This is a genomic window from Nostoc sp. UHCC 0302 (assembly GCF_038096175.1).
Taxonomy (GTDB): Bacteria; Cyanobacteriota; Cyanobacteriia; order Cyanobacteriales; family Nostocaceae; genus UHCC-0302.
In genome coordinates this window covers 8,187,170-8,209,615 of record NZ_CP151099.1, presented here as the reverse complement: position 1 = coordinate 8,209,615, position 22,446 = coordinate 8,187,170, and the positions used below count along the sequence as shown (strand labels likewise).

At 41.0% G+C, this 22,446-nt stretch carries 24 protein-coding genes; 15 read left to right on the top strand and 9 right to left on the bottom strand.

From position 1 onward, the window contains the following. Nucleotides 1–8 precede the first annotated feature (8 nt). Entirely contained in the window at nt 9–149 is a 141-nt protein-coding gene (locus tag WKK05_RS35540; RefSeq protein WP_341527650.1) for a hypothetical protein, read from the bottom strand. A 352-nt stretch (nt 150–501) separates the two neighbouring features. Between WKK05_RS35540 and WKK05_RS35535 the strand changes: the two genes are divergently transcribed. The 5 genes from WKK05_RS35535 to WKK05_RS35515 all read left to right on the top strand — a co-directional run bounded on the left by WKK05_RS35535 (nt 502) and on the right by WKK05_RS35515 (nt 3,273). Continuing rightward, complete coding sequence (locus tag WKK05_RS35535; protein WP_341527649.1) at nt 502–1,017, top strand: response regulator; 516 nt, start codon at nt 502–504, stop codon at nt 1,015–1,017. A gap of 5 nt (nt 1,018–1,022) precedes the next feature. Then, nucleotides 1,023–1,493 (top strand): response regulator, encoded by a 471-nt coding sequence (locus WKK05_RS35530; RefSeq protein WP_341527648.1) that lies wholly within the window; start codon nt 1,023–1,025, stop codon nt 1,491–1,493. A gap of 16 nt (nt 1,494–1,509) precedes the next feature. Beyond that, entirely contained in the window at nt 1,510–2,481 is a 972-nt protein-coding gene (locus WKK05_RS35525) for a PleD family two-component system response regulator (RefSeq protein ID WP_341527647.1), read from the top strand. A 79-nt stretch (nt 2,482–2,560) separates the two neighbouring features. Next, nucleotides 2,561–2,863 carry a pentapeptide repeat-containing protein gene (locus tag WKK05_RS35520; RefSeq protein WP_341527646.1) on the top strand — a complete coding sequence of 101 codons (303 nt, stop codon included), beginning with the start codon at nt 2,561–2,563 and terminating at the stop codon, nt 2,861–2,863. 170 nt (nt 2,864–3,033) lie between these two features. Beyond that, entirely contained in the window at nt 3,034–3,273 is a 240-nt protein-coding gene (locus WKK05_RS35515; RefSeq protein WP_341527645.1) for a hypothetical protein, read from the top strand. Nucleotides 3,274–3,497: 224 nt separating this feature from the next. Here the strand turns inward: WKK05_RS35515 and recN are convergent, their stop codons facing one another. Continuing rightward, complete coding sequence (gene recN / locus WKK05_RS35510; protein WP_341527644.1) at nt 3,498–5,246, bottom strand: DNA repair protein RecN; 1,749 nt, start codon at nt 5,244–5,246, stop codon at nt 3,498–3,500. 391 nt (nt 5,247–5,637) lie between these two features. Between recN and WKK05_RS35505 the strand changes: the two genes are divergently transcribed. Beyond that, entirely contained in the window at nt 5,638–7,629 is a 1,992-nt protein-coding gene (locus tag WKK05_RS35505) for an AarF/ABC1/UbiB kinase family protein (RefSeq protein WP_341527643.1), read from the top strand. An 81-nt stretch (nt 7,630–7,710) separates the two neighbouring features. On the opposite strand, the gene WKK05_RS35500 is transcribed toward WKK05_RS35505, so the two are convergent. Continuing rightward, a complete protein-coding gene (locus tag WKK05_RS35500) occupies nt 7,711–8,145 on the bottom strand; it encodes a hypothetical protein (RefSeq protein ID WP_341527642.1) in 435 nt (144 codons plus the stop codon). A gap of 201 nt (nt 8,146–8,346) precedes the next feature. Then, nucleotides 8,347–11,355 (bottom strand): valine--tRNA ligase, encoded by a 3,009-nt coding sequence (locus WKK05_RS35495; RefSeq protein WP_341527641.1) that lies wholly within the window; start codon nt 11,353–11,355, stop codon nt 8,347–8,349. 62 nt (nt 11,356–11,417) lie between these two features. Here WKK05_RS35495 and WKK05_RS35490 point away from each other — a divergent pair, with 62 nt between their 5' ends. The 5 genes from WKK05_RS35490 to WKK05_RS35470 all read left to right on the top strand — a co-directional run bounded on the left by WKK05_RS35490 (nt 11,418) and on the right by WKK05_RS35470 (nt 15,167). After that, nucleotides 11,418–11,840 carry a GxxExxY protein gene (locus tag WKK05_RS35490; protein ID WP_341527640.1) on the top strand — a complete coding sequence of 141 codons (423 nt, stop codon included), beginning with the start codon at nt 11,418–11,420 and terminating at the stop codon, nt 11,838–11,840. Between the two features lie 47 nt (nt 11,841–11,887). Then, entirely contained in the window at nt 11,888–13,153 is a 1,266-nt protein-coding gene (locus tag WKK05_RS35485) for an MFS transporter (protein ID WP_341527639.1), read from the top strand. Continuing rightward, nucleotides 13,150–14,109 (top strand): N-acetylglucosamine kinase, encoded by a 960-nt coding sequence (locus WKK05_RS35480; protein ID WP_341527638.1) that lies wholly within the window; start codon nt 13,150–13,152, stop codon nt 14,107–14,109. Before WKK05_RS35485 ends, WKK05_RS35480 begins: the two co-directional genes overlap by 4 nt. A 221-nt stretch (nt 14,110–14,330) precedes the next feature. Continuing rightward, entirely contained in the window at nt 14,331–14,735 is a 405-nt protein-coding gene (locus tag WKK05_RS35475) for a hypothetical protein (RefSeq protein WP_341527637.1), read from the top strand. 153 nt (nt 14,736–14,888) lie between these two features. Then, nucleotides 14,889–15,167, top strand: a complete 279-nt coding sequence (locus tag WKK05_RS35470; protein WP_341527636.1) for a hypothetical protein — start codon at nt 14,889–14,891, stop codon at nt 15,165–15,167. A 1-nt stretch (nt 15,168) separates the two neighbouring features. On the opposite strand, the gene WKK05_RS35465 is transcribed toward WKK05_RS35470, so the two are convergent. Both WKK05_RS35465 and WKK05_RS35460 read right to left on the bottom strand, forming a co-directional pair. After that, entirely contained in the window at nt 15,169–16,035 is an 867-nt protein-coding gene (locus tag WKK05_RS35465) for a tail fiber protein (protein ID WP_341527635.1), read from the bottom strand. Between the two features lie 544 nt (nt 16,036–16,579). Further along, on the bottom strand, nt 16,580–17,830 hold the full coding sequence (locus WKK05_RS35460; RefSeq protein ID WP_341527634.1) for an FGGY-family carbohydrate kinase: 1,251 nt from the start codon (nt 17,828–17,830) through the stop codon (nt 16,580–16,582). A 156-nt stretch (nt 17,831–17,986) separates the two neighbouring features. On the opposite strand from WKK05_RS35460, the gene psaM reads away from it, so the two are divergent. Beyond that, on the top strand, nt 17,987–18,118 hold the full coding sequence (gene psaM, locus WKK05_RS35455) for a photosystem I reaction center subunit XII (protein WP_341527633.1): 132 nt from the start codon (nt 17,987–17,989) through the stop codon (nt 18,116–18,118). Between the two features lie 255 nt (nt 18,119–18,373). Next, the gene (locus WKK05_RS35450; protein WP_341527632.1) at nt 18,374–18,784 is read left to right on the top strand and encodes a hypothetical protein; all 411 of its coding nucleotides are present in this window, start codon (nt 18,374–18,376) and stop codon (nt 18,782–18,784) included. A gap of 221 nt (nt 18,785–19,005) precedes the next feature. On the opposite strand, the gene WKK05_RS35445 is transcribed toward WKK05_RS35450, so the two are convergent. Next, nucleotides 19,006–19,731 carry a tetratricopeptide repeat protein gene (locus WKK05_RS35445; RefSeq protein WP_341527631.1) on the bottom strand — a complete coding sequence of 242 codons (726 nt, stop codon included), beginning with the start codon at nt 19,729–19,731 and terminating at the stop codon, nt 19,006–19,008. Between the two features lie 514 nt (nt 19,732–20,245). On the opposite strand from WKK05_RS35445, the gene WKK05_RS35440 reads away from it, so the two are divergent. Continuing rightward, entirely contained in the window at nt 20,246–20,710 is a 465-nt protein-coding gene (locus WKK05_RS35440; RefSeq protein ID WP_341527630.1) for a hypothetical protein, read from the top strand. A gap of 12 nt (nt 20,711–20,722) precedes the next feature. Then, nucleotides 20,723–21,280, top strand: coding sequence for a glutathione S-transferase family protein (locus tag WKK05_RS35435; protein ID WP_341527629.1), 558 nt, complete (start codon nt 20,723–20,725; stop codon nt 21,278–21,280). Nucleotides 21,281–21,499: 219 nt separating this feature from the next. Here the strand turns inward: WKK05_RS35435 and WKK05_RS35430 are convergent, their stop codons facing one another. Then, a complete protein-coding gene (locus tag WKK05_RS35430; protein ID WP_341527628.1) occupies nt 21,500–21,991 on the bottom strand; it encodes a YajQ family cyclic di-GMP-binding protein in 492 nt (163 codons plus the stop codon). A gap of 50 nt (nt 21,992–22,041) precedes the next feature. Next, a complete protein-coding gene (locus WKK05_RS35425) occupies nt 22,042–22,437 on the bottom strand; it encodes an MAPEG family protein (RefSeq protein ID WP_341527627.1) in 396 nt (131 codons plus the stop codon). Between the last annotated feature and the right edge of the window lie 9 nt (nt 22,438–22,446).

Genomic DNA, 22,446 nt, shown 5'->3' with positions numbered 1-22,446 from the left:
CAGATTCTTCACTGGCTGCTCCAATTCCCGCCTAAACCATCCAGCAGCTTCCAGTCAGTGGCAGAAGATTGGCGATCGCACCGAGGCCACTCTTCTGGTGGCTGCTCTAAAAAAGGGACTAAAACTTTATTTCCAGCTATGTTAATCACTTTTAATGTAAGGTGCGTTAGCCTACGGCATAACACACCTTACAGCTAATTTATATTTATTTATATACATTGAATTTTTATCGCCGACTTACTTAATAGCTCTGTTGCTTAATTTCTCAAAGAAGTTTGTATTGTAAAAATAATCTTTAATAAGTTTTGTATTGTAGTTAATCAACTCATTCACTAAATCAAACAACACCAAATCATAGTACAGGAGTAGAAAGTTTGATTCTGAAGCATTCAAGTGACTCTCTCCTACTTTTGATTCGACTACCCGGTTATTGAGAATTCCTTGTAGTTACGGCTTTTTCAATCCCGCTTTGCACTTGAAATCCTAATTGCAGGTTTTATTATGAATCCAACTATTGCCTCTCCTCTCAAAGTTGGGATACTCAAAGGTGTGCAAATACTCGTTGTAGACAATGATGTCGATAGTAGAGTGCTATATACCATCTTCCTCGAACATTTTGGCGCAAATGTGATGACAGCTGGCTCTATAAAGGAAGCTTTAGAAATCCTGAGTTGGTTTATTCCCAATATCATAATTTGTGAAATTAGGTTCTTAGGTGAAAGTGTTTATACATTGTTCAATAGATTAAGCGCTATGGAAGTAGACAATAACAATCATATTCCAGTTATTGTCACTTCAACGTGTACCACAAGTACTAATAACGAAATTCCAGAGATAGAGCCTGAGAAATATTTACTTAAACCAGTTGATCTTGATGAATTGATTTTAATGATTATTAACTTATTAGTGAATATAAACAATATTTTATCAGCTTATGAGCTAAAACCTCCATGCAATAATCAGATTAAATTAAAAGAGGGATTAGCGGTAGAAGCAGACATTTTACTAACTACATAAAAATTATGAATAATAGCTATGTGCCAAACAATTTTGATGAGATAAGTTTTGAATATAATAAAAGAGATTTAGATATAGTGAAAGGATTAACCATTATCGCAGTAGATGATGATAAAGATATTCTTGTATTAATTACTGAAATTTTTGAACCTTACGGAATTAAAGTACTGACGGCATTATCAGCTATATCTGCTTTTGAAATAATTAAAAACTTCCCAGTAGATCTTTTAATTAGCGACATTGCTATGACAGAAGAAGATGGCTATTGGTTAATACAGAAAGTTAGATCACTTGCGTCTCAACAAAAAAGAGAAATTCCAGCTGTTGCTTTTACTGGCAATACTGAATATAAGGCAAGGAATAAGGCTTTTGTGTCTGGTTTTAAAACCTATATCCAAAAGCCTTCCGACGTGGAGCAATTAGTAACAGAAGTAGCAAAACTGTTGAAATGTTCTGCTAAAAGTATTTCACTATAGTTGGGCAACTACCCTAATGAAAGCTACTCTTGAGAGAAACCAATCTTTAGTTCTCATTGTTGACGATGAAGCATTTTCTCGGAAAGAACTGCGACTTGCACTAGAGCAGGAAGGGTATCAAGTAGCTGAAGCAAAAAATGGCACAGAGGCAATAAATGTTTTTCATCAGTTGCACCCTGATCTAGTACTCATTGATGCCCTCATGCCACATCTGGATGGGTTCGAGTGTTGCCATAAGTTGTTGTCTCTTGACTCTAACAAGTACATTCCAGTTTTAATGATTACAGCTCTTAAAGATCAACAGTCAATTGACCATGCATTTAAAGCAGGCGCAGCAGACTATCTAATCAAACACATATATTGGCCAATTTTGCGACAACAGGTAAGATGCTCGATTGAGCAATCTCAGCTACAGCAAAAACTCGTTGCTGATAATCAACAATTGCAACGATTAGTTAATGTTGATGCCTTAACTCAAGTGGCTAATCGCCGACGTTTCGAAGAGTATTTGTTAGTTGAGTGGAAGCGCCAAGGACGAGAGCAACAGCCTATTTCTCTGATTCTCTGCGATGTTGATTATTTCAAGTCCTACAATGATACTTATGGTCATCTTTTGGGCGATCGCTGTCTTTATAAAATTGCTCAAGCCATCCTCAATGTTGTTAAACGTCCTGCCGATTTAGTTACCCGTTATGGTGGGGAAGAATTTGCTGTGATTTTGCCTCACACAAACCTGGAGGGGGCTGCTTACCTTGCTGAAAAAATTTGCTTTGCTGTTCGGGCATTGGCTATTCCTCATCAGAATTCACAAGTTAGTTCTCATGTAACCCTAAGTGCTGGGTTAGCAACAGTAATTCCTCAGTCTGGTTCTAACTTTGAAGAAATAATTGCGATAGCGGACAAAGCATTGTATCAAGCAAAAGCAGCAGGACGCGATCGCTTTTTACAGAATAATTTACTAGAGCGCCAGTCTAGTAGAAATAATTAACACTGAATCCATCAGTGGCAGATTGTAGATTATAATAAATATATACAGCGACAACGCTACACGTTGCGAGGCAACCAATATGGATGCCAATGAAGTTTTAAAGCAATATGCTGCCGGGAAAAGAAATTTTAGGCAGGCAGATTTGAAAGGAATAAGCCTAATTAAAGCAAATTTGAGGGAAGCAGATTTTACTGGGGCAAATTTGAGAAACTCAGACTTGAGCAACTCAGATTTAGGTGACGCCAATCTGAATTGGGTAAATATGAGAGGAGCCAAAATAAATGGGGCTAACCTGAGAGGGACAAAAATGCCCGATGGCAGAATACATAATGACCAACTGAATTCTGCACATTACGCTCTTAAATTCTGCCAACTACTTTAGTTAACGGATGACGGTAATTTGCCTGTTGCTTGAAATGCAGATTATTTTGTATTTCAAGCAACAGTTAGTATTGTTATAAAATACCGTTGCTACCTAGTTTTTTCGCTGAAAAGCTCGATATCATCAACCGATTACCCAGTTCTTAATAAAGAGAAAAACTGAGAGAACCTATGAAAACTGATTTTGATTATCCCAACAAAAATTTGCTTGGAGCAGTTGTTTTTCGACCTAGTTTTAACAACTTTGAGAAAATCAATGCTAATCAAGCTTGGTCATTGTTGTTCACCACTGGTCAAGAAGATAAGCTGCTTGGACAAGAAATTGAGTTAGGCAGATTTTTTACTAACTTATTAATCGCTATTGGGGTAGCTGGAATTATTTGGGCAACCTATTTCAACAATTCTATATAGACAGGTTGGCTATTAACTAAAAGCCGCACAGAGTGATAGAATGTCTAGGCAAATTGAGTATCTGGATGAACCAACTCTACTCAAAAAAATGCCCTAATAAAAGGTGCAGTTACAACTCTGTTCCTCATCACTTTGCTAGAACTGTTTCGGGTAGTGGTTGTTAAGCCTATTGTTTCAGGTACGCCAGTAATGGCGATGAAACTGGTAATTAAATTAAGTTAATCTCAACTCTGCTCTTGGCGACGGTGGTTAGCAGCTTGCATCAACAGCGATTCTGCAAAAGCGATCGCATCACTTGCAGACTTACCACCCGCTAACTGTGCCAATTCTTCCCGGCGAGTAGTTAAATTATCTAAGCTAGTAACTCTGACAACGGTACGCTGCTCGACGCTACCGTTGTTTGCTTTTTTACCTTTGCCTTCATTAATAACTTGTTTATCCACGCGAAAATGACGGTCTGCCATTGCCGCAACCAACGGTTGATGAGTAACACATAATACTTGGTTACGTTGACTTAGCTGGTGTAATTTTTCAGCGATCGCTTGGGCAACTCTTCCAGAAACGCCAACATCAATTTCGTCAAATATCATTGTGCCAGCAGCGTCGACTTGAGAAAAACAAGCTTTCAGCGCTAATAAAAAGCGGCTCATTTCCCCACCAGAGGCAATTTCTGTTAAAGGTTGCAGCGGTTCCCCAGGGTTGGGACTGAACATAAATGTAATTTTATCTGCTCCTGTAGGGGTTGGGATAGTAGGTACAATCTCGACTTGAAATTTCACCTTTTCCATCGCTAGGGGCTTTAGTTCAGCTACCAATCGTGACTCTAAATTAGCAGCAGCTTTACTCCGCAGTTTAGTTAACTGACTACTAGCTTGGGTGAGTTGTTCAAAACACACCTTTTCTTGTTGTTCTAAACTTTCGATAGATTGCTCACTGTCGTTAAGTTCTGCTAATTCCCCTTGGATACGCTGGTAGTAGGCGATCGCTTCTGTAAGTGTCGGCCCATATTTCCGGCAAATTTGCTTTAATTCCCGAATTCTTTCTTCTACTTCTTCTAATCGCTGAGGATCAGCTTCTAAACTATCCCCATAGGCATTAATCTGCCGTCCGGCTTCGACTACCGCAGCTTGCGCGTCCCGCACCAACTCTAATAAAAATTGTAGTTGAGCATCATACTCTACCATGTCATTTAATATTGCTTCGCTGTCTCCCAATAAGTCTGCTGCGGCTGGGCTTTCATTATCATTTTGATACAAAGCTTGATAGACTTTGTAACTCATCTGTTGCAAATCGACGACATGATTTAAGCGTTCTTGTTCTTGCGCTAACTGTTCTAGTTCATTGGGTTCGCTGAGGTTTGCGCCTCCCAATTCTTGGACTTGATAAGTCAGCAAGTCGAATTGTTGCAAACGTTCTCGTTCTGATGTCCGGCGTTTTTCTAGTGCTAGATGCGCCTGTTGATATGCACTATAAGTAGTAGCTACCTTTTGACGCGACTGCATTAAAGAGTCACCGCCATACAAATCTAACCAATCACGGACTTGGGCAGATTGTCCCACTTGCACCGTTTGACCTTGGGCAGTGATTTCCACCATGCGATCGCGTAACCCCCCCATCATCTGCCGATTTACCAACACGCCATTCACCCGCGATCTACTGCGGATATTACTAGCAGTAGCAGTGATTTCACGGCTGATGACTACGGAGTTCTCATCAAGCAAATCAATTTCTTGTTCGCTCAACCAAGCAGTTAAAGGAGGATTTGAGGTGAAAGTCGCTTCCACCATTACCCGATTTGTTCCAGTACGGATTACTCGACTGGAGACTTTACCACCCAATACAGCATCAATAGCATCTAAAATAATCGATTTTCCGGCGCCGGTTTCACCTGTTAATACATTTAGTCCAGCGCCAAATTCTAATTCTAGTTGGTCAATCAGGGCAAAGTTTTCAATTCTCAGGCAAAGCAACATTGAGCAAAATCTCCGTGAGGACAGATGCCAGATACTTTCAATTTAGAGGATATTAAGGATGATCTTTCACAAACCCGCAATACTAACTAACAATTAAAAATTCTCAATAACCAAATTCACAAAACCAAATTGTGGCGGGCATCCTCACTACTTAATATATGCAAATTGAATGCACAACAGCTTACTATTGAACTAGCGCCCATTTAAGTGTAGCAAACCTCTGGGGACTGGGTACTAGGTACTGGGGATAAGGGGTAATGGGGAGTGGGTATTGGGAAAAACTATTACTCTACACCTAATTTCTAATCCCCAATCGTTAATCCCCAGTCGTCAATTACTAAACATATTGTTACAATACTTTACATTATCGTTCCGACCGGTGGCTTTCTTCATGATTGTTAAGACACTTTCCCCTAGTTCCCAACCGATTCAGGAAGACAGTCGCGGCGGTACAAACCGCCCAGAAGAACTGTACGTTACTGAAACAGCACCAGAAAATGATACACAAGCCTTGGTTGTAAGATCCCCAAGGCTCTTAGCTACGCAAGAGGTAACTAAATTAACTGAACCTGGGGCATTGCGTTATAACCCTGTAGAAATAGTGACGCATTATCAAGACAGACCCCTACAAGTTTGGCGGCGGATTTTAGCTGTCTTGAGGCCGACTCTATCCTTTGTTTTTGGGCTGTGGTCGGATAGTAAACGGGGAATTGTTGTCAAAAATGATCGTCGCCGAGCTGCTCAGCTAAGAGAATTACTAACGCGACTGGGGCCAGCTTACATCAAAATTGGACAAGCTTTATCCACTAGACCGGATCTAGTTCCTCCTGCATATCTGGAAGAACTGACTAAGTTACAAGACCAATTACCGCCTTTTGCTAACGAAATTGCTTACCAGTTTATTCAAGAAGAACTAGGCGCACTTCCCGAAGAGGTTTACGCTGAACTATCACCCCAGCCAATTGCTGCTGCTTCCTTGGGGCAAGTCTACAAAGGTAAGCTGAAAACTGGTGAAGAAGTCGCAATCAAAGTCCAACGCCCTGACTTACGAGAACGAATTACTGTTGATTTATACATCTTGCGTCGTATCGCCGCTTGGGTGCAGAAAAACGTTAAACGGGTACGAAGCGATTTAGTTGGCATCCTCGATGAATTGGGAGAGCGCATCTTTGAAGAGATGGACTACATCCATGAGGGTGAAAATGCCGAGCGCTTTTTCCAGCTATATGGTCATATAAAAGACGTATACGTACCGAAAATTTACTGGGAATATACTAATCGTCGTGTGTTGACGATGGAGTGGATTAACGGCACGAAATTAACCCAGACAGAAGAAATTCGCGCCCAAGGTATAGATGCTCGTTATCTGATTGAAGTGGGTGTGCAGTGTTCTCTGCGCCAGCTCTTGGAACACGGATTTTTCCACGCTGACCCCCACCCAGGAAATTTATTAGCAACAACCGATGGCAAATTGGCTTATCTCGACTTTGGGATGATGAGCGAGATTAAGCCAGCTCAACGCTATGGTTTGATTGAAGCGATCGTTCACGTTGTTAATCGTGACTTTGAAGGTTTAGCAAAAGATTACGTTAAATTAGAGTTCTTATCACCAGAAACAGACTTAACACCAATTATTCCAGCTTTTGCGAGAGTATTTGCTGATGCCCAAGGAGCCAGTGTTGCTGAACTCAACATTAAAAGCATCACTGATGAACTCTCAGCTTTGATGTATGAGTATCCTTTCCGCGTCCCTCCCTACTACGCCTTAATTATTCGCTCTCTCGTGACGCTGGAAGGTATTGCCATATATATAGACCCAAACTTTAAAGTTCTCAGCGAAGCTTATCCCTATGTTTCTAAACGCCTCTTAACTGACCCAGCACCACAATTAAGAGCATCATTGCAAGATTTGCTATTTAAAGATGGTAGATTCCGCTGGAACCGCTTAGAAAACTTGTTACGTAATGCCCGTAGCAACCAAGACTACGACTTCAACTTGGTTTTGAATCAGGGAATAGACTTTTTGTCTTCTGAACGTGGTAGTTTCATTCGCGACAAGTTGGTGGATGAATCTGTTAATGGACTTGATGCTTTAAGTAAAAATGTCTTACACAACTTCACATATCTTCTACGGGAACGGGTAGGCTTGACAGCAGTCAATGAAACTCCTGGGGCGACAGTTGAACAACAACAAACCTTGGAGCATATCAAACGTATTTTGAATATTCTCCGCGAAACTCGTGGTTTTGATCTAACACAACTTGCTCCCCAACTTGCCCAGTTGTTGGTTAATCCCGGTGTACAACGTTTGGGTCAGCAAGTCGCTAACCGCTTCACACAAAAAGCTGTAGCAAGGTTAATTCGACAATTGTTGGCGTCATAATAATTCGTAATTCGTAATTCGTAATTCGTAATTAGGGATTACGAATTATTTTCTAATAGGTATGTGAAAGCATTTTTTGGCTTACCCTTCATCCTTGTGATAACCGTTTTTCTCACGTTTGAGGCTTTCTTCTAAAGCTTGAATTTGTTCGCGTCGGGCTTCTAATTCTAGGGAACGACGCGCTAAGTCTTGGTTTTGCAACGTCAGAGATTGTCGCCAATGTTCTGCGCGTTCTGCTTCCTGATGCAAAAATTCTGGTGTAATGCCAGTTGTGAGGTAACTTTGCACCAGATGAAGTACCCAGTTGCCGGCGTCTTCTATTCTTTCAATATCACCTGTAGGAGAAAGTTCCACCAAAACAAGCAACTTCTCACTCATTGTGTTTCCTTTGCCCAGCAGAATGAAAGCCTCTTCTGGAATTATTGCCCAAAAGTTATCAGCTTCCTGACGCGCCAGCAAGTGTAACTGGTGCTGGTCTAAAAACTCGTTTTTACGCACCTGGGCTAGATATAGCATGGCTGTCGCTTCGCTCCCATTCCAAATTCGTCTTGATTTTAATTTTTATTTATTAAAAAACAACATAAGTTTATATTGAAAAGCAAGTCTAATTTATATATTTTGCTTTACAGATAGTTAATTTGTAATGGGTAATTGATAGAGTTTTGAGTTGGGAATGTGAATTTTGAGCAACTCATAACTCTGCCACTACCCATTGAGCTATGCTAAACCACGCAGGCGTTCGTGCAAAATTTCTGCTTGTTTCTCGGCTTCTGCTAAGGCTTCCCGCGCTGCTTGTACTACATCAGCAGGTGCTTGCTCGACAAACTTAGGATTGCTTAATCTAGCACGTAGCGCATTAATTTCTGTTTCTACTTTGCTGAGACGTTTTTTAATTTTGGCAGTGACTGCTTCGACATCTACCACACCAGCAAGGGGAATTAGTACTTGTACTGTACCAATTAAACCAGCGATCGCATTTTCTGATTCTTGCGGCTGTGGAGATTCTATCTGCGATAATTCTTTATCAATAGTCGGCTGGAAGAACTTCGCCCATAACTTTTGTCTAGCCTGAGTAGTCAGTAAATTTTGGCTAACAAACCAAGTTGTGTAACCAAAACCAATCACTTCAAAGAAATTTCCTAATAGGGGAACATCATTAATTGCATCTCCTACAGCTAAACCCACCCGAAGAACGATAATTCCCAGAAGAATGAAGCCAATTGTCTTCAAACCTCTTTGAGGTTTTTTAGCAGTAATCGTTTGGCTTTTTTGTTCGTCAGTAATGGTTAAAGTCTCTACCTTAGCCAGGTCTTTAATGTAAGCCTGTCCAGCAGCGAGGATTTGCCGCTCTTTTTCGCTGGCAGTTTGCAGATTTACCGTGACTTTCACCCCTGGCTTAACATCAGCTTCAGCACGTAAATTCCGAATTGTGCGGATTGTTCCAATTAACAATTCGAACTGTTCTTCTACAGCTAAATCAATTAAATTTGCATCTGCCTGGGGATAGAGTTGCAAAGCTAAAGTTTGCTGAGAATCTGCTGGCTGTTGGGTGAGGGTTTGCCAAATTTCTTCAGTAATGTGCGGCATCAAGGGGTGAAGCAGTTTCAAAATTCCTTCCAGCACGTAGGCGAGGGTTTGTTGTGCTACTTGCCGCGATGCAGGGTCAGCGCCTTGTTGCAGCCTGGATTTAACCAGTTCAATATACTGATCGCAGAAATCACCCCAAATAAAATCGTATAATCCCTTTGCCGCTTCTCCTAAACCGTAGTTATCGATGTAATTAGTAGTTTGTTTGATAACTTGATGGTAACGCGAGAGAATCCAGCGATCGCTTAATTCTATAGCGACTGGGTTGCCTAATTGTTGCGGCGTCTGTCCATCCAAATTCATCATCACAAATCGGGCTGCATTCCACAACTTGTTAGCAAAGTTGCGTGACGCTTCTACCGATGATGATTCATCCTTTTTGCGATCGTACTCTAACCGGATATCTTGTCCAGCCCCCGCCACTTCTTTAATCAAGGTATAGCGCAAAGCATCAGTGCCATATTTTGCAATCAACAGCAGCGGGTCGATACCATTGTTAGACGTCTTGGACATTTTCTTATTATTTTCATCCCGCACCAAGCCGTGGATGTAAACCGTTTGGAAAGGCATTTGTCCCGTCAGATGCCCAGCCATCATGGTCATTCTGGCAACCCAGAAAAAGATAATGTCAAAGCCAGTTACTAAAGTAGTAGTCGGGTAATAAGTTGCTAAATCTTGAGTTTGTTCAGGCCAGCCCAAAGTCGAAAACGGCCAAAGTCCAGAAGAAAACCAAGTATCCAATACATCTGGGTCTTGTTCCAACTTGACATTTTCACCAAATTGCGCTTTGCCTTTCTCCCAAGCTTCATCTGCTGATTTCGCGACCACAAACGGCGTGTTATCGGTAATTTTCCCATCTGTTTCACTGACAGCGTACCAAGCTGGAATTTGGTGTCCCCACCACAATTGCCGGGAGATGCACCAATCTCGAAGACTCACTAACCAGTCACGATATACCTTTGTCCAACGTTGGGGGACAAACTCAGGAGAATTTTTCTGGTCAAGGAATTCTAGAGTATTGTCAGCTAAGGGGCGAATTTTAACAAACCACTGAGTAGACAATAGGGGTTCAATAGGTACTTTACCGCGATCGCTATAAGGAACAGAATGTTTATAGTCCTCAATTTTCACTAAAAAGCCGTCTGCCTCTAAGCGAGAAATCACATTCTTTCTAGCAACAAAGCGGTCTTGTCCTTGAAACTCCCCGGCATTCTCATTCAGCGTGCCGTCCTTATTCATAATGTTGATCAACGGCAGATTGTGACGCTTACCCATGTCAAAATCATTCGGGTCATGGGCGGGAGTCACCTTCACGCAACCAGTACCGAAAGTGGGGTCAACAAATTCATCGCCAATGATCGGAATTTCCCGGTGTACAATTGGCAGAGTGATGGTTTTGCCAATTAGATGTTTGTAGCGATCGTCATTAGGATTAACTGCTACTGCCGTATCACCCAGCATTGTTTCTGGTCGAGTCGTCGCCACCTCCACATAACCAGAACCATCTGTAAACGGATAGCGGAAGTGCCAGAGATTGCCATCAACCTCTTTAGGTTCCACCTCCACATCCGATACTGCTGACTGGGTAGCTGGACACCAGTTAACTAAGTACTCACCACGATAAATTAAGCCTTCCTCATAAAGACGAACAAAGGCTTCCAAAACAGCTTTAGATAAGCCCTCATCCAATGTAAACCTTTCCCGTGACCAGTCTGCCGAGACACCCAAACGTCGCAGCTGATTAACAATTGTTCCTTCAGACTCCGCCTTCCATTGCCAAGCGCGTTCTAGAAATTTCTCGCGCCCCAACTCATAGCGAGTTTTACCCTCTGCCTTGAGCTGCTTTTCCAATGTTGTATGCACAGCAATACTGGCATGGTCAGTTCCGGGTAACCACAGCGTATTGCGACCTTGCATCCGGTGATAGCGCACGAGGGTATCAATCAACGCACTTTCAAAAGCGTGACCCATGTGCAAGCTGCCGGTGACGTTAGGCGGGGGGATGACGATGCAGTAAGGTTCACCGCCTTTGTTGGGGTCAGCTTTGTAGATTTGGTTCTCTTCCCAGAATTTTTGCCACTTGGCTTCAGTGGTAAAGGGGTCGTAGAGACTGGGGAGGTTGGCAATAGTTACGGTCATGCTGGGAAAACTACTTTTGGAAGGACTCTAATAAATTTTGCCACAGGGTTGGAGAGGGTTTAATGGAAACGAACCGCCAAGACGCCAAGGACGCCAAGAGAAGAGAGCCAAGTCAGGAAGTGGATAGATTAGCTTATTCAGTGATTGGGGCGGCGATTGAGGTACATCGAGTGTTGGGGCCTGGGTTTTTGGAAGAGGTGTATAAGGAAGCGCTAATTATAGAATTTTTCAGGTGCGGCATACCTCACGTTGTTGAAAAGTCAATAACAGTAAATTACAAAGGACATGAAGTAGGTAAAGGTAGATTAGATTTTTTAGTTGCTAATTGTCTAATTCTGGAATTGAAAGCTGTGCAAAATTTAGCCCCCGTTCATGAAGCTCAAGTCCTCTCTTACCTTAAAATGACTAATTACCCGCTAGCTCTCCTCATTAACTTTAACGTCCCCCTCCTCAAAGGCGGCATCAAGCGTATTATCCTTTCTTAATCTTCTCTTGGCGCACTTGGCGTCTTGGCGGTTCGTTTAATAAACCCATGAAACATCAAACAACCTCCCCTTGGACATTCATCCCCACCTTATATTTTGCCTCCGGCATACCTTACGTCATCATCAACACAGTTTCCGTGATCTTTTACAAAAAACTCGGAATAGATAACGCTCAAATTGCCTTATGGACAAGTTTTCTCTATCTACCCTGGGTCATCAAAATGTTTTGGGGTCCAATTGTCGATATTTACTCTACCAAACGCAAATGGATACTTTATACCCAATTTGCCATGTTTGGTTGTTTAGGTTTAATAGCCTTTTGCTTACAACTGCCAAACTTCTTCTTCATCTCCCTCGCAGCATTAACAGTTGGAGCTTTCATTTCTGCCACCTACGACATTGCCACAGATGGCTTCTATTTACTGGCTTTATCTCCAGAACAACAAGCATTCTTTGTTGGCATTCGCTCTTTATTTTATAGAATGGCCGTAATTTTTGGCTCTGGAATATTAGTAGTCTTAGCTGGACAGCTTGAAGTATCTCTCAACAATATTCCTTTAAGCTGGACTATAGCTATTAGCTTTTCAGCCTTAATTTTAGCAATAACTTTTATATTTCATCGCCTAGCTTTACCCATACCTGAGTCAGATGATCAGCGGCAGCCAGAAGCTATAGAAAAGATACCCTTTTGGACAATTATTAGCTCATATTTTGCACAAGAAAAGATTGTATATATTTTAGCATTTATCTTGCTTTACAGACTTGGTGAGGCAATGCTTGTCAAAATAGCCTCTTTATTTTTATTAGACAAACCAGAAGTAGGTGGTTTAGGACTATCAACATCAGAAGTCGGATTAGTCTATGGAACGTTTGGTGTAATTTCTCTGATTTGCGGCGGCATTTTAGGAGGTATGTTTATTTCCAAATACGGGTTAAAAAAATGCCTGTTTCCTATGGCTTTAGCTTTGAACTTACCAGATATATTTTATGTATATATGGCTTATACAAAACCTTCCCTAACCTTAGTTTATCCCCTAGTTTCCTTAGAGCAATTTGGATATGGTTTTGGGTTTACAGCTTTTAGTGTCTATTTAATGTATATTTGCCAAGGCGAATATAAAACTTCTCACTTTGCTATTTCCACGGGCATTATGGCTTTAGGTATGATGCTTCCGGGATTAATTAGTGGTTATCTACAAAAAACATTAGGCTATCCATTATTCTTTGTCTTGGTTTGTTTGCTAACAATTCCCGGAATGATTGCTATCTTTTTCATTCCTTTACAAGAAAAGTCGAAGAGTCCCAGTTTATGAGTTATGTTTTGGGAATAGATGGCGGCGGTAGCAAGACTGTTTGTGTCTTGATGGATGATGCGCGTCAAGTACTAGGACGCGGTGAAGCTGGCGCATCTAACTATCAAAGTATCGGTATTGAAGCAACTTTACAATCAATCCAATCTGCAATTCACGCTACGATAGATGAGACGAGAAAGATTACAAATACTGTGAAGATTGAAGCTATCTACTTAGGTTTAGCAGGTATAGGTCGTGCAGCAGATATCGAAGTAATCAAAGGTTTAGTAGAAGAGTTGCAGAATAGTAAAGTGCTACCTATTATCTGGGATGTAAAACCATCTAATATTGTAATTTGTAATGATGCCTTGGTTGCTTTAGTTGGTGGAATTGGTCATGATGTCGGAATTGTAGTTGCAGCAGGAACTGGTTCAATAGTCTTTGGACGAAATCACCAAGGAGAAACCAAGCGAGTTGGTGGCTGGGGCTATATTTTAGGAGATGAAGGTAGCGCCTATAAAATTGCTGTCGCTGGGATGCAAGCAGCATTAAAAGCCTATGATGGGCGTGAGAAGCAAACAAGTTTGATAAAGGCTTTTAAACAGCATCTTAATTTGGCGAGTATAGAAGATTTAATAGAAGTAATATATCGGCAAGGGTGGGGAGTAAAGCAGATAGCGGCTTTAGCACCAATTGTGGATTTTGCAGCAGCATCTGGTGATGAAGTAGCCAATAATATTATTGATGATGCTGTGCAAGAGTTGGTAAAAGCAACCTCTACAGTAATTGATGCCATATTTAGTTATGACTCAGTTTTAGAAGTAGTCACAACAGGAAGTGTGTGGCGAGGTAGATCCAAAATGCATGAAAGATTTCAGGCATCAATTATCAAGAAGTTTTCTTCTGTTCAAGTTATTTTTCCAAGGTATGAACCAGCTTATGGTGCTGGCTTATTGGCATTGCAAAAGTTCAAGTAAAGGGAAAAATTGAATTAAAGCAAATAGGTCAAATCATCTACTCAGCTATCTATTTTAAAGGAATAGTTCCTGAATCAATTGATTTATTTAATTGAGAAAAGTCAGTTCTACTTGATTATTTAATTTCTTATGTAGAGAAAATTCAAGAGATAAAACAGAGACTATAATAAATATAGCTATCTAATAGCTGTCTAGATTTTAATCTTAGTTAAGTTGTAGTTATGATCTTAAAGAAAGACCAGAATGTAGAGGCTGCTTTCAATAGGCTAAAGTGTAGCTTAAGGAATGAAAATTATCCTCAAGTATTCAAATTAAGTAATGGAGCAAGGATAGTTTATTATCCTGCTGATTACTCTGATATGGAAGCAGGATATACTAATATCTTTGCTAAAGAATATAAATTAGTTTCCCCTAGTGGGTCTCTTGTATCAGTAACTAATATTAGGGCTTTCTGCAAAGATGTCTTTGGAGCTAATCCTAGTGGCAGTCCTAAATACTGTTCTAGTTTTAGTGATATGTTTAATGGGGTAAGAGCTACAGATAACGTGCTTGGCTGGAAAAAGTATGAAGAATCATCAAGGTTAGAGTTAGAGTTGAAGTCAGCTAATCTACCAGTAGCAGTTTAAAGTAAATAAATTATTTATATGTATTAGGAAGCAGAGGTAAGTAATTACCCCTGCTTTTTAATACAAGTAATTAAAAGGTAAGTATATTTGGGGTAGGAGAAGGCAGCTTTTAATAAGTAAAGTAAAATCACTTGTTAAATTTAAAGATTGATTATGGAAATTTTACTTTACAAGGTTTTAGGAAAATTACTTCTTCCACTTATTGTATTAGGCTTTGTTGGAGTAGCAATGGTGTTTGGGGAAGTGTTTAAAAAGCTGCCTCGCATGATTAGGTTTGCTTTCTATGGATTTATAAGTCTTCCTTGGATTGGAGTTATTTTCTCTGTATTGAATAAAGGAGATATGGGACTAGTTGGATTTTTTACAATAATATTATTTATTTCAGTAGGTCTTGGATTCTGGATGGAAAATGAAATAAAGCAAGGTTACTAATCTACTTAACCTTCACAATAAAGTTAACAACTAAATAAGGCTGCATAACATTCATTGCCTGCCCTCCTCCAGAATTAGCTACACTAATTGCAGGTGCTTGGCTGACTTCATTGATAACTACATTAGCATTTTGAGTTCTCTCTCCTCCTGGAGGAACTCCATAAGCAGAGCCAGAGCCATCTCCATCTTCTCCTGCATTATTATCATAAGCATAGCCATTGAGATTATGGTAGTGGGGTTGAGCAGAGACATTGTGCGTGTGAGCAGCTTGGGTGGCAGTATGAGAGTGACCAGGCATTTCAGAGACAGATTGAGTATGCTTTTCTTCTCCTCCTGTTTCTCCTAAATTATATTGTTTGGTACTAGACTGTCCTGAACCAATAGGAACTCTGTAACTAAGGTTAGGTAGATTAAAAGTAGTGGAGCCATCTCCTACACCATATCTAGTACCAAATCTGCTAAACAATACAGGATAAGTAGTTCTACTTACTGCTTGTCCAATTGCAAGCATAAAGCTATCATCTGGAGGATTATCTCCTCCATAAGGAAGAACTACACCAATAGGTAAAGCAAAAGACTTAACAAAAGCAGTAGTTGCAATCTGGTCATCATTGGAGCTAGCTAATGGCTGGGGTGCTTTAGGAATCCCAGTAAAAGTAGGACTATTTATATTAGCTTTACTAGCATTAAGCCCCTGAATTTGCTGGCTTAAACTATTTAAATTACTGACTAAATCTCTTAAATTAACTTCTACAGTATTTACTTTAGTAGTTAAAGCAGCTATCTCTGTTTCTAGCTCTGCTATTTCTTGAAGAAGTTCTTGCCTTAAATTATTAATAATTGTAGATAACTCACCTTCTCCAAACAAATCACTTTGGAGTTGAGTTAGCTGAGTAGTTAAGTCACGAGAAAATGAACAATTTTACTGTTGTTTAAGTGTTTAAAAGTTCATCTCTTAGTCACCCTTACTTACAATTTTCTCGCTAACCATCTTGACAAATCCTGTTTGAGATGGAATAAAACAGCCTTGCTTCTTAAGGGGGATTTAGGGGGATCTAAAAATCTAATGCACAAGTTTAGCTGTGTCACGCCACTAGTGTTTTTACAATCAGGAGTTACGCACTCTCGACGTAAAATCAAGGTTTGAGATTGTTTCACTTCGCTTAACGCAATGACCTAATTTCGTCACGATGCGTAAGTTCTAACAATAAGCTTTATATTTCTAAAATTAGTAAAGGGGATAGATGACATTCGCTTGTCGCGAAGCACCCACCCCCGAATAGCTGCCCAGATGATGAACCTGGAACCCTATAGTCCGGTATCTAATTTACCTAGTATCGGCCGAGATATTATTGATTGTCACTGGGAGAGATACGGATTTAGAAGATAGAATTTTGAATTGCTTCTCCTTCTTAAATTGCCTGCATTGCTAAAAGTGCTGTACCATAAGCAGCCTCTGTATATACCGATGCGACTACATCAACCTGCAAATGACGCGCCCTAATTGCAGCCCAAGTATGATTTGCCGCGCCACCCCCAGCAGTATAAACACGCGTCAACTTGTCCGCCCCCATTTTTTGTAGTAATTCATACCCTTGTGCTTCTATACGGGCAATACTTTCTAACAACCCATGTAGAAATTCCACAGAATTATCTGGGCGTGGTTCTAGTCTTGGGGGGAGATTTGGATCATTAATCGGAAAGCGATCGCCTGCTTTCAACAAGGGATAATAATCTAACTCACTGGCTTTCGATGGATGAATCTCACGGCTAAGGCTTTCTAACTCATCATTAGTGAAAAATTGCTTTAGCACTGCACCCCCAGTATTAGAAGCACCTCCAGTTAGCCACAAATCACCCAAGCGATGGCTGTAAATTCCATATCGCGCATCCTCTACACGGGTACGACTCAAAAGTTTTAGTACTAGTGTCGAACCCAGAGAAGTCACTGCTTCCCCAGGCGATTTTGCCCCACTCGCCAGAAAAGCCGCAATACTATCAGTTGTCCCAGCACATACCACGCAATCACGCCGTAAATGAAATTTATCAGCAACTTCTGGGCGTAATTCCGCAATTGGAGTCCCAGGAGATAAAACTTTGGGTAGCTGAATTGGTATTTGCATCTTTTCCAGCCATTCTGGGTATTTTAACTGCTCCACGTCATAACCCAGCTTTAAAGCATTGTGATAGTCGCTAATACCTAAATTTCCATGCAGGAGAAATGCCAGCCAGTCGGCTTGATGCAGAAAATATCTGGCTTTGCTAAACGAGGGTAATTGCCTCATCCACAGCAGTTTGGCAAGGCTGGAGGTTGAACTCAAAACTGTGTGATTAGGCGGTGCTACACTCCTCAACTGCTCTAAAACAACTGATCCCCGCGCATCATTGTACAGTAGTGGTGTATCTACAGGTTCGCCAGTGGCATCGACTAGCAGGACGGTGGAAGAAGTACCATTAATTGCGATCGCTTTAATTTCTCGCCGCAATCCTTCAGGTATCTGTTCCACAAGCATAAACAAAGCCTGCTGCCAAATAGACGGCATAACAGCAGCAGATGAATCCTCAAAAGAATATCGTGCCTCAGCCTGGATACAACCATCATCGTCAATCACCATAGCGCGTGCGCCAGACGTGCCGAAGTCGATACCCAGATACAAATCCATAGTTTTATGAATTTTTATAATAAATAATCGCTAACTACACTGACTAATAACTGCTTTTGTTGCATCTTGTAACAAGATATTCCACAATTTTGGCAAAACAAGGAAAAGTAGTAAACGAACTGTTCAAAATCTATTCAGGTTAGGAGGTTTCAACTCATGGCTATATTAGATACTCTGTACCTTGCTCAAGTAACTTCCATCTCGGATACTCAAGTCTATATCGCTCTGGTTGTAGCGTTGATCCCAGGAGTTCTGGCTTGGCGCTTAGCCACCGAACTTTATAAATAACGCTACCATTTGACACTGTTAGCAAACTAGTCATCCTGGCTATACAAAGTGCAGTATTCAGGCTTTTGTGGCATCAAGCCCCAAACTGTAGCTGTAAAATCTGCACTTACGTAAGCCAGGTTCTTTTTAAACTCATACAACACGTGTAGCAATTTGCAAAAAATGAAGTAATATGGCTGCTAACATCAAGCAGTAAATAGTGCTAGCGCACTTTTACGGTGCTTCTCTTCACTCAGCAAGGTTCTTCTTAGCATCATGAACGCGATTCAACCGTCTAGACCACCGCTACAACCTACACAAAAACCGCGGGTTGTTCCTCGACCAAAACGACATCTTCGTCAACGTTCTTACCAGATGATGGCTCTGGAAGGCACAGCAAAGATAGCGGTTAATCTTGTCATTACAGCAGTAGCAGCATCTGCGCTAATCAAACTTCTGCCTGAACAGTCGTTACAGCAAGAAAAGTTACGAGAAATCAGCACTGAAGTCAAGCTGATGGAAGGGCGTGTAAATACTTTGCGGGCAGAATTTAGCCGTAACTTTGATCCGCATCAAGCTAAAAGTATTAGGCAAGAACAAGGATATCGATTTGATCCTAACCAGCGACAGATTGTGCTGATAAATCAAGATGGACAAGAAGTTGAATCCATAGAGTCATCACCATAAGAAAAATCTTCAACCAGAGATTTGATATTATTCAACTTCCTCGTAATTCTGGTTACATATAAACTGGGTGTTAATTTATATAATTGCTAATAAGTAATAGTTAATAGCTAGTTTTTGAATAGCTATATAGTTATCATCTATTAGCCTAACAGGGTCGCTAGACTTAAATTCAAAATCAAGAATCTACTTTTTGAATGTTGAATTTAGTGAAATAAAGGAATCTACCCAATCGGACGCTGAGGAGATAGCAGCTCGTTTAGCCAATTTTCGAGTTGTAAACGCAAGCGATAACCAGGAATATCGTTGCTGCTATCAATGGAAGGCAGTTGAATGAGGGCGCGACGGTAATCAGCGATCGCACAATTCCAGTCACCCCAAAGATGATAAGTTCTGCCGCGTTCAGCCCAAATGTGACCCTCTAGTTGACCAAAAAGCAGTGCTATCTCAAAATTCTCAACTGCCTCCTGATACTGCCCCAAGTCACGCAAAGTAATGCCTCGGTTAATCCAGGCCCGAATATGGCTAGGATGTAAATCAATCGCTTGATCATAGTCGGCGAGTGCTGCTGCTAGTTCTCCACAAGCAGCATAGTAATTTGCCCGATTGTTATAAGCGCTAGCTAACTTCGGGTTAAGTTGGATTGCAGTGTTATAGTCACAAAAAGCTTTTTGGGTTTCACCACTTTGAAAATAAATCAACCCCCGGTTGTTGTAGTCGAGCGCACTGTAGGGATGGCGGTGAATAAGTTGGGTTAAAAGTGCGATCGCTCCAGTATAATTTCCTTCTTGAGCCGATTTCAAAGCACAAGAGCGTAAGTAGCTGTCTCCCAAAGCTCTTTCGCTGCTATGGTTTACCCCTTGTTGTTGTGAATTAATTTTACTATTTATAACAAGTTGACACTGATTACTTTGCTGGTCACCAGAAGCTAAAAATGAATGACTATTCATATTTTCCTGCCTGAACCGCTTCCTCTGTGAAATATATGTGTAGTTTTTATTTGCTAGTGGTTTTTACCACTGCCTCTATTCTTAAGGTATCTAGGATTACTAGAAAGCCATCTGAAGACTGAATTTAACTTGTACAAGTGAAAAACTTCGCCCTAAATAATTAATCCTCAAACCCAGTTATAAATACTTCATCCCCAAGTCGAATTCCAGAAATAGCAGATGTCAATCTCAATAGAGTAATCAAGTAGTGAGAGCTACAAATTGGTAGAATGCCAACAAGCCTTTCGTTCGGGATTGAAAAGAGGACACAGAGAAATAAATTTTCATTGTCTGCGTCATCTTCAAGTTCACCCTTCGGATAGGTGCAGCACCCTCTGCGTCAACCTCTGCTCCTTCCCAACACAGTGGCTCAGAAACGCAAAGCGATGCCTCCCGAACAAGACTAGGTTCACCAGTCATACGCGACTGTTTGCTAGTCTTTAAATTTGATTTTTAAGTTTTGAGAAATTTTCTGATGACAAATGCAATTTCCTATCCCAATGCCCCTGATTTAGCAAGCGATGATTATATTGTCATCGGCTTGGCTACTTGCTTCATCAAAGAAGATGGAGAAGTTTATCAAGTCGAAGTTATAGAACCAATCCCCTCTGCAGCTTTAGAGGCACTTTTGAAGGGTATCCCTACCTCCTATAAGTTAGCTATTGCCACAACTTTAGGATCTGTACTGGATGGGGATACACCACTTCTACCAAATGGTTTCCCAAATTCAGCTCAGTTTGGAGAAGAATTTCTGCCACGTGCATTTGCAGCAGCTCGTACCTACAAGCGTCGTGAAATTGCCAAGTCGCTGATTCCTCTAGGTACAACCTACAATGAATTTAAATATTCTACCGAACGCAAACGAGTGTTAAATGCGGCACGAGTTGTTACTAAAGAAGACAACGTTAAACAGCATTCCCATACTCACAAAGTTCTTTAATCTTCTGTCATTATGTTGAAACTTTATGGTGGCGTTCGTAGTCGAGCGTCAATTGTTCATTGGTATTTAGAGGAACTACAAGTTCCTTACGAATTTATCAAGCTCGATTTGCAGGCTGGTGAACACCGCCAGCCTGAGTTTTTGGCAATTAACCCTTTTGGTAAAGTTCCAGCAATTGTTGATGGAGATTTTCAGCTTTGGGAATCAGGGGCAATTTTGCTGTATCTTGCCGATAAATACAGCAAAAACCCACTTTCACCAGAGCAAAGTGCTGTATATGCTCAATGGGTGTTGTTTGCCAATGCTACCCTCGGCCCAGGTATTTTTCAAGAAGCAAGTAGAGAGGCAGAAACGCCCCGTTTGTTGACTCCCCTAAACGAAATTCTCGATAGGCAACCTTTCTTGCTGGGAAATGAATTCAGTGTTGCTGATGTGGCAGTGGGGTCTATTCTCAATTACATTTCCATGCTGTTGAAGCTAGACCTCAGTCCCTACCCAGCAGTGTTGAACTATATCAAACTGCTGTCTGAGCGTCCAGCTTTTCAAAAAAGCATTGGCGGCCGAGCTTAATTAGTCGCCTCTAGTACTTGACTGCTACAAAGTTACGAGCGGAGGAAGCTTTCTAAGAGACATAACCCTCCGCTCAGACTTCTCTTTGTCCCCGCTCAGACTTCTCTTTGTCCACCAGAATAGCTCTCCCTTGTGAGCGATCGCTAATTTGTCCTAACGGCTTTAGTGACTGCTATAAGATTTAGTTGGGATATGAATCCCCAGTCCTCAGTCCCCAGTTCAACGATAATTTGTAAATTGCAAAGCAACGGGGTAGTCTTCTTGTTTCAGCCGCTGAATGACAACTTGCAAGTCATCTTTAGCTTTGGCAGAAACCCGGACAGCATCACCTTGAATTGAAGCTTGTACCTTCTTGAATTCGTCTCGAATCAATTTAGAAATTTGTTTAGCGATTTCCTGACTAATGCCTTTTTTGAGTTTGATTTCTTGACGTACCCGATTCCCACTGGCTGATTCGACTTTGCCAAAATCAAAGATTTTTTGGGAGAGATTACGCTTAGCGGCTTTTTCTCGCAGGATAGTATGTACAGACTCTAAAGTAAACTCACTGTCAGTGCCAACAGTAATGTTTTCTTCACCTAACTCGACAGTAGTTTGAGTATCTTTGAGGTCGTAACGACTTTTAATATCTCGCACAACTTGATCAACAGCGTTAACCAATTCTTGGCGGTCAAAGTCGCTCACAATGTCAAAGGAATAAGTAGAAGCCATAAGCAATTCAAAATTTAAAATTCAAAATTAAGACATGAGCCAATTCCATATTAACTAGTAGCTTGGATGATGCTCAAAAAGATGAGAGTGCCAGAGCCAAGGGAGCCAATGGCAAACATCAGTGAGCGTAAAAGGGGTATATTCACAATATAAAAAATCGAGTATAGCAAACGGGCTGCTACAAAGGCGATCGCAGCGGAGGCTGCTATGGAAGAATTCACACCAGTTACGTATGCCATCAATGCTGCTGCTGCAAAAACCATAAACGCTTCAAAGGAGTTTTGATGCGCCCAGGTCGCTCGTTGGGCATATGGTGGCAATTTATCAAACATTGCGCGAGGAGCAGAGATATCGTAGCCAACACGCGCCCGCGCATAACCTACCACCAAAAACGGTAGATAAATTAGAACGGCAGCAGCAGCGATCGCGTACAAAAAAATAGTCATTAGTATTTA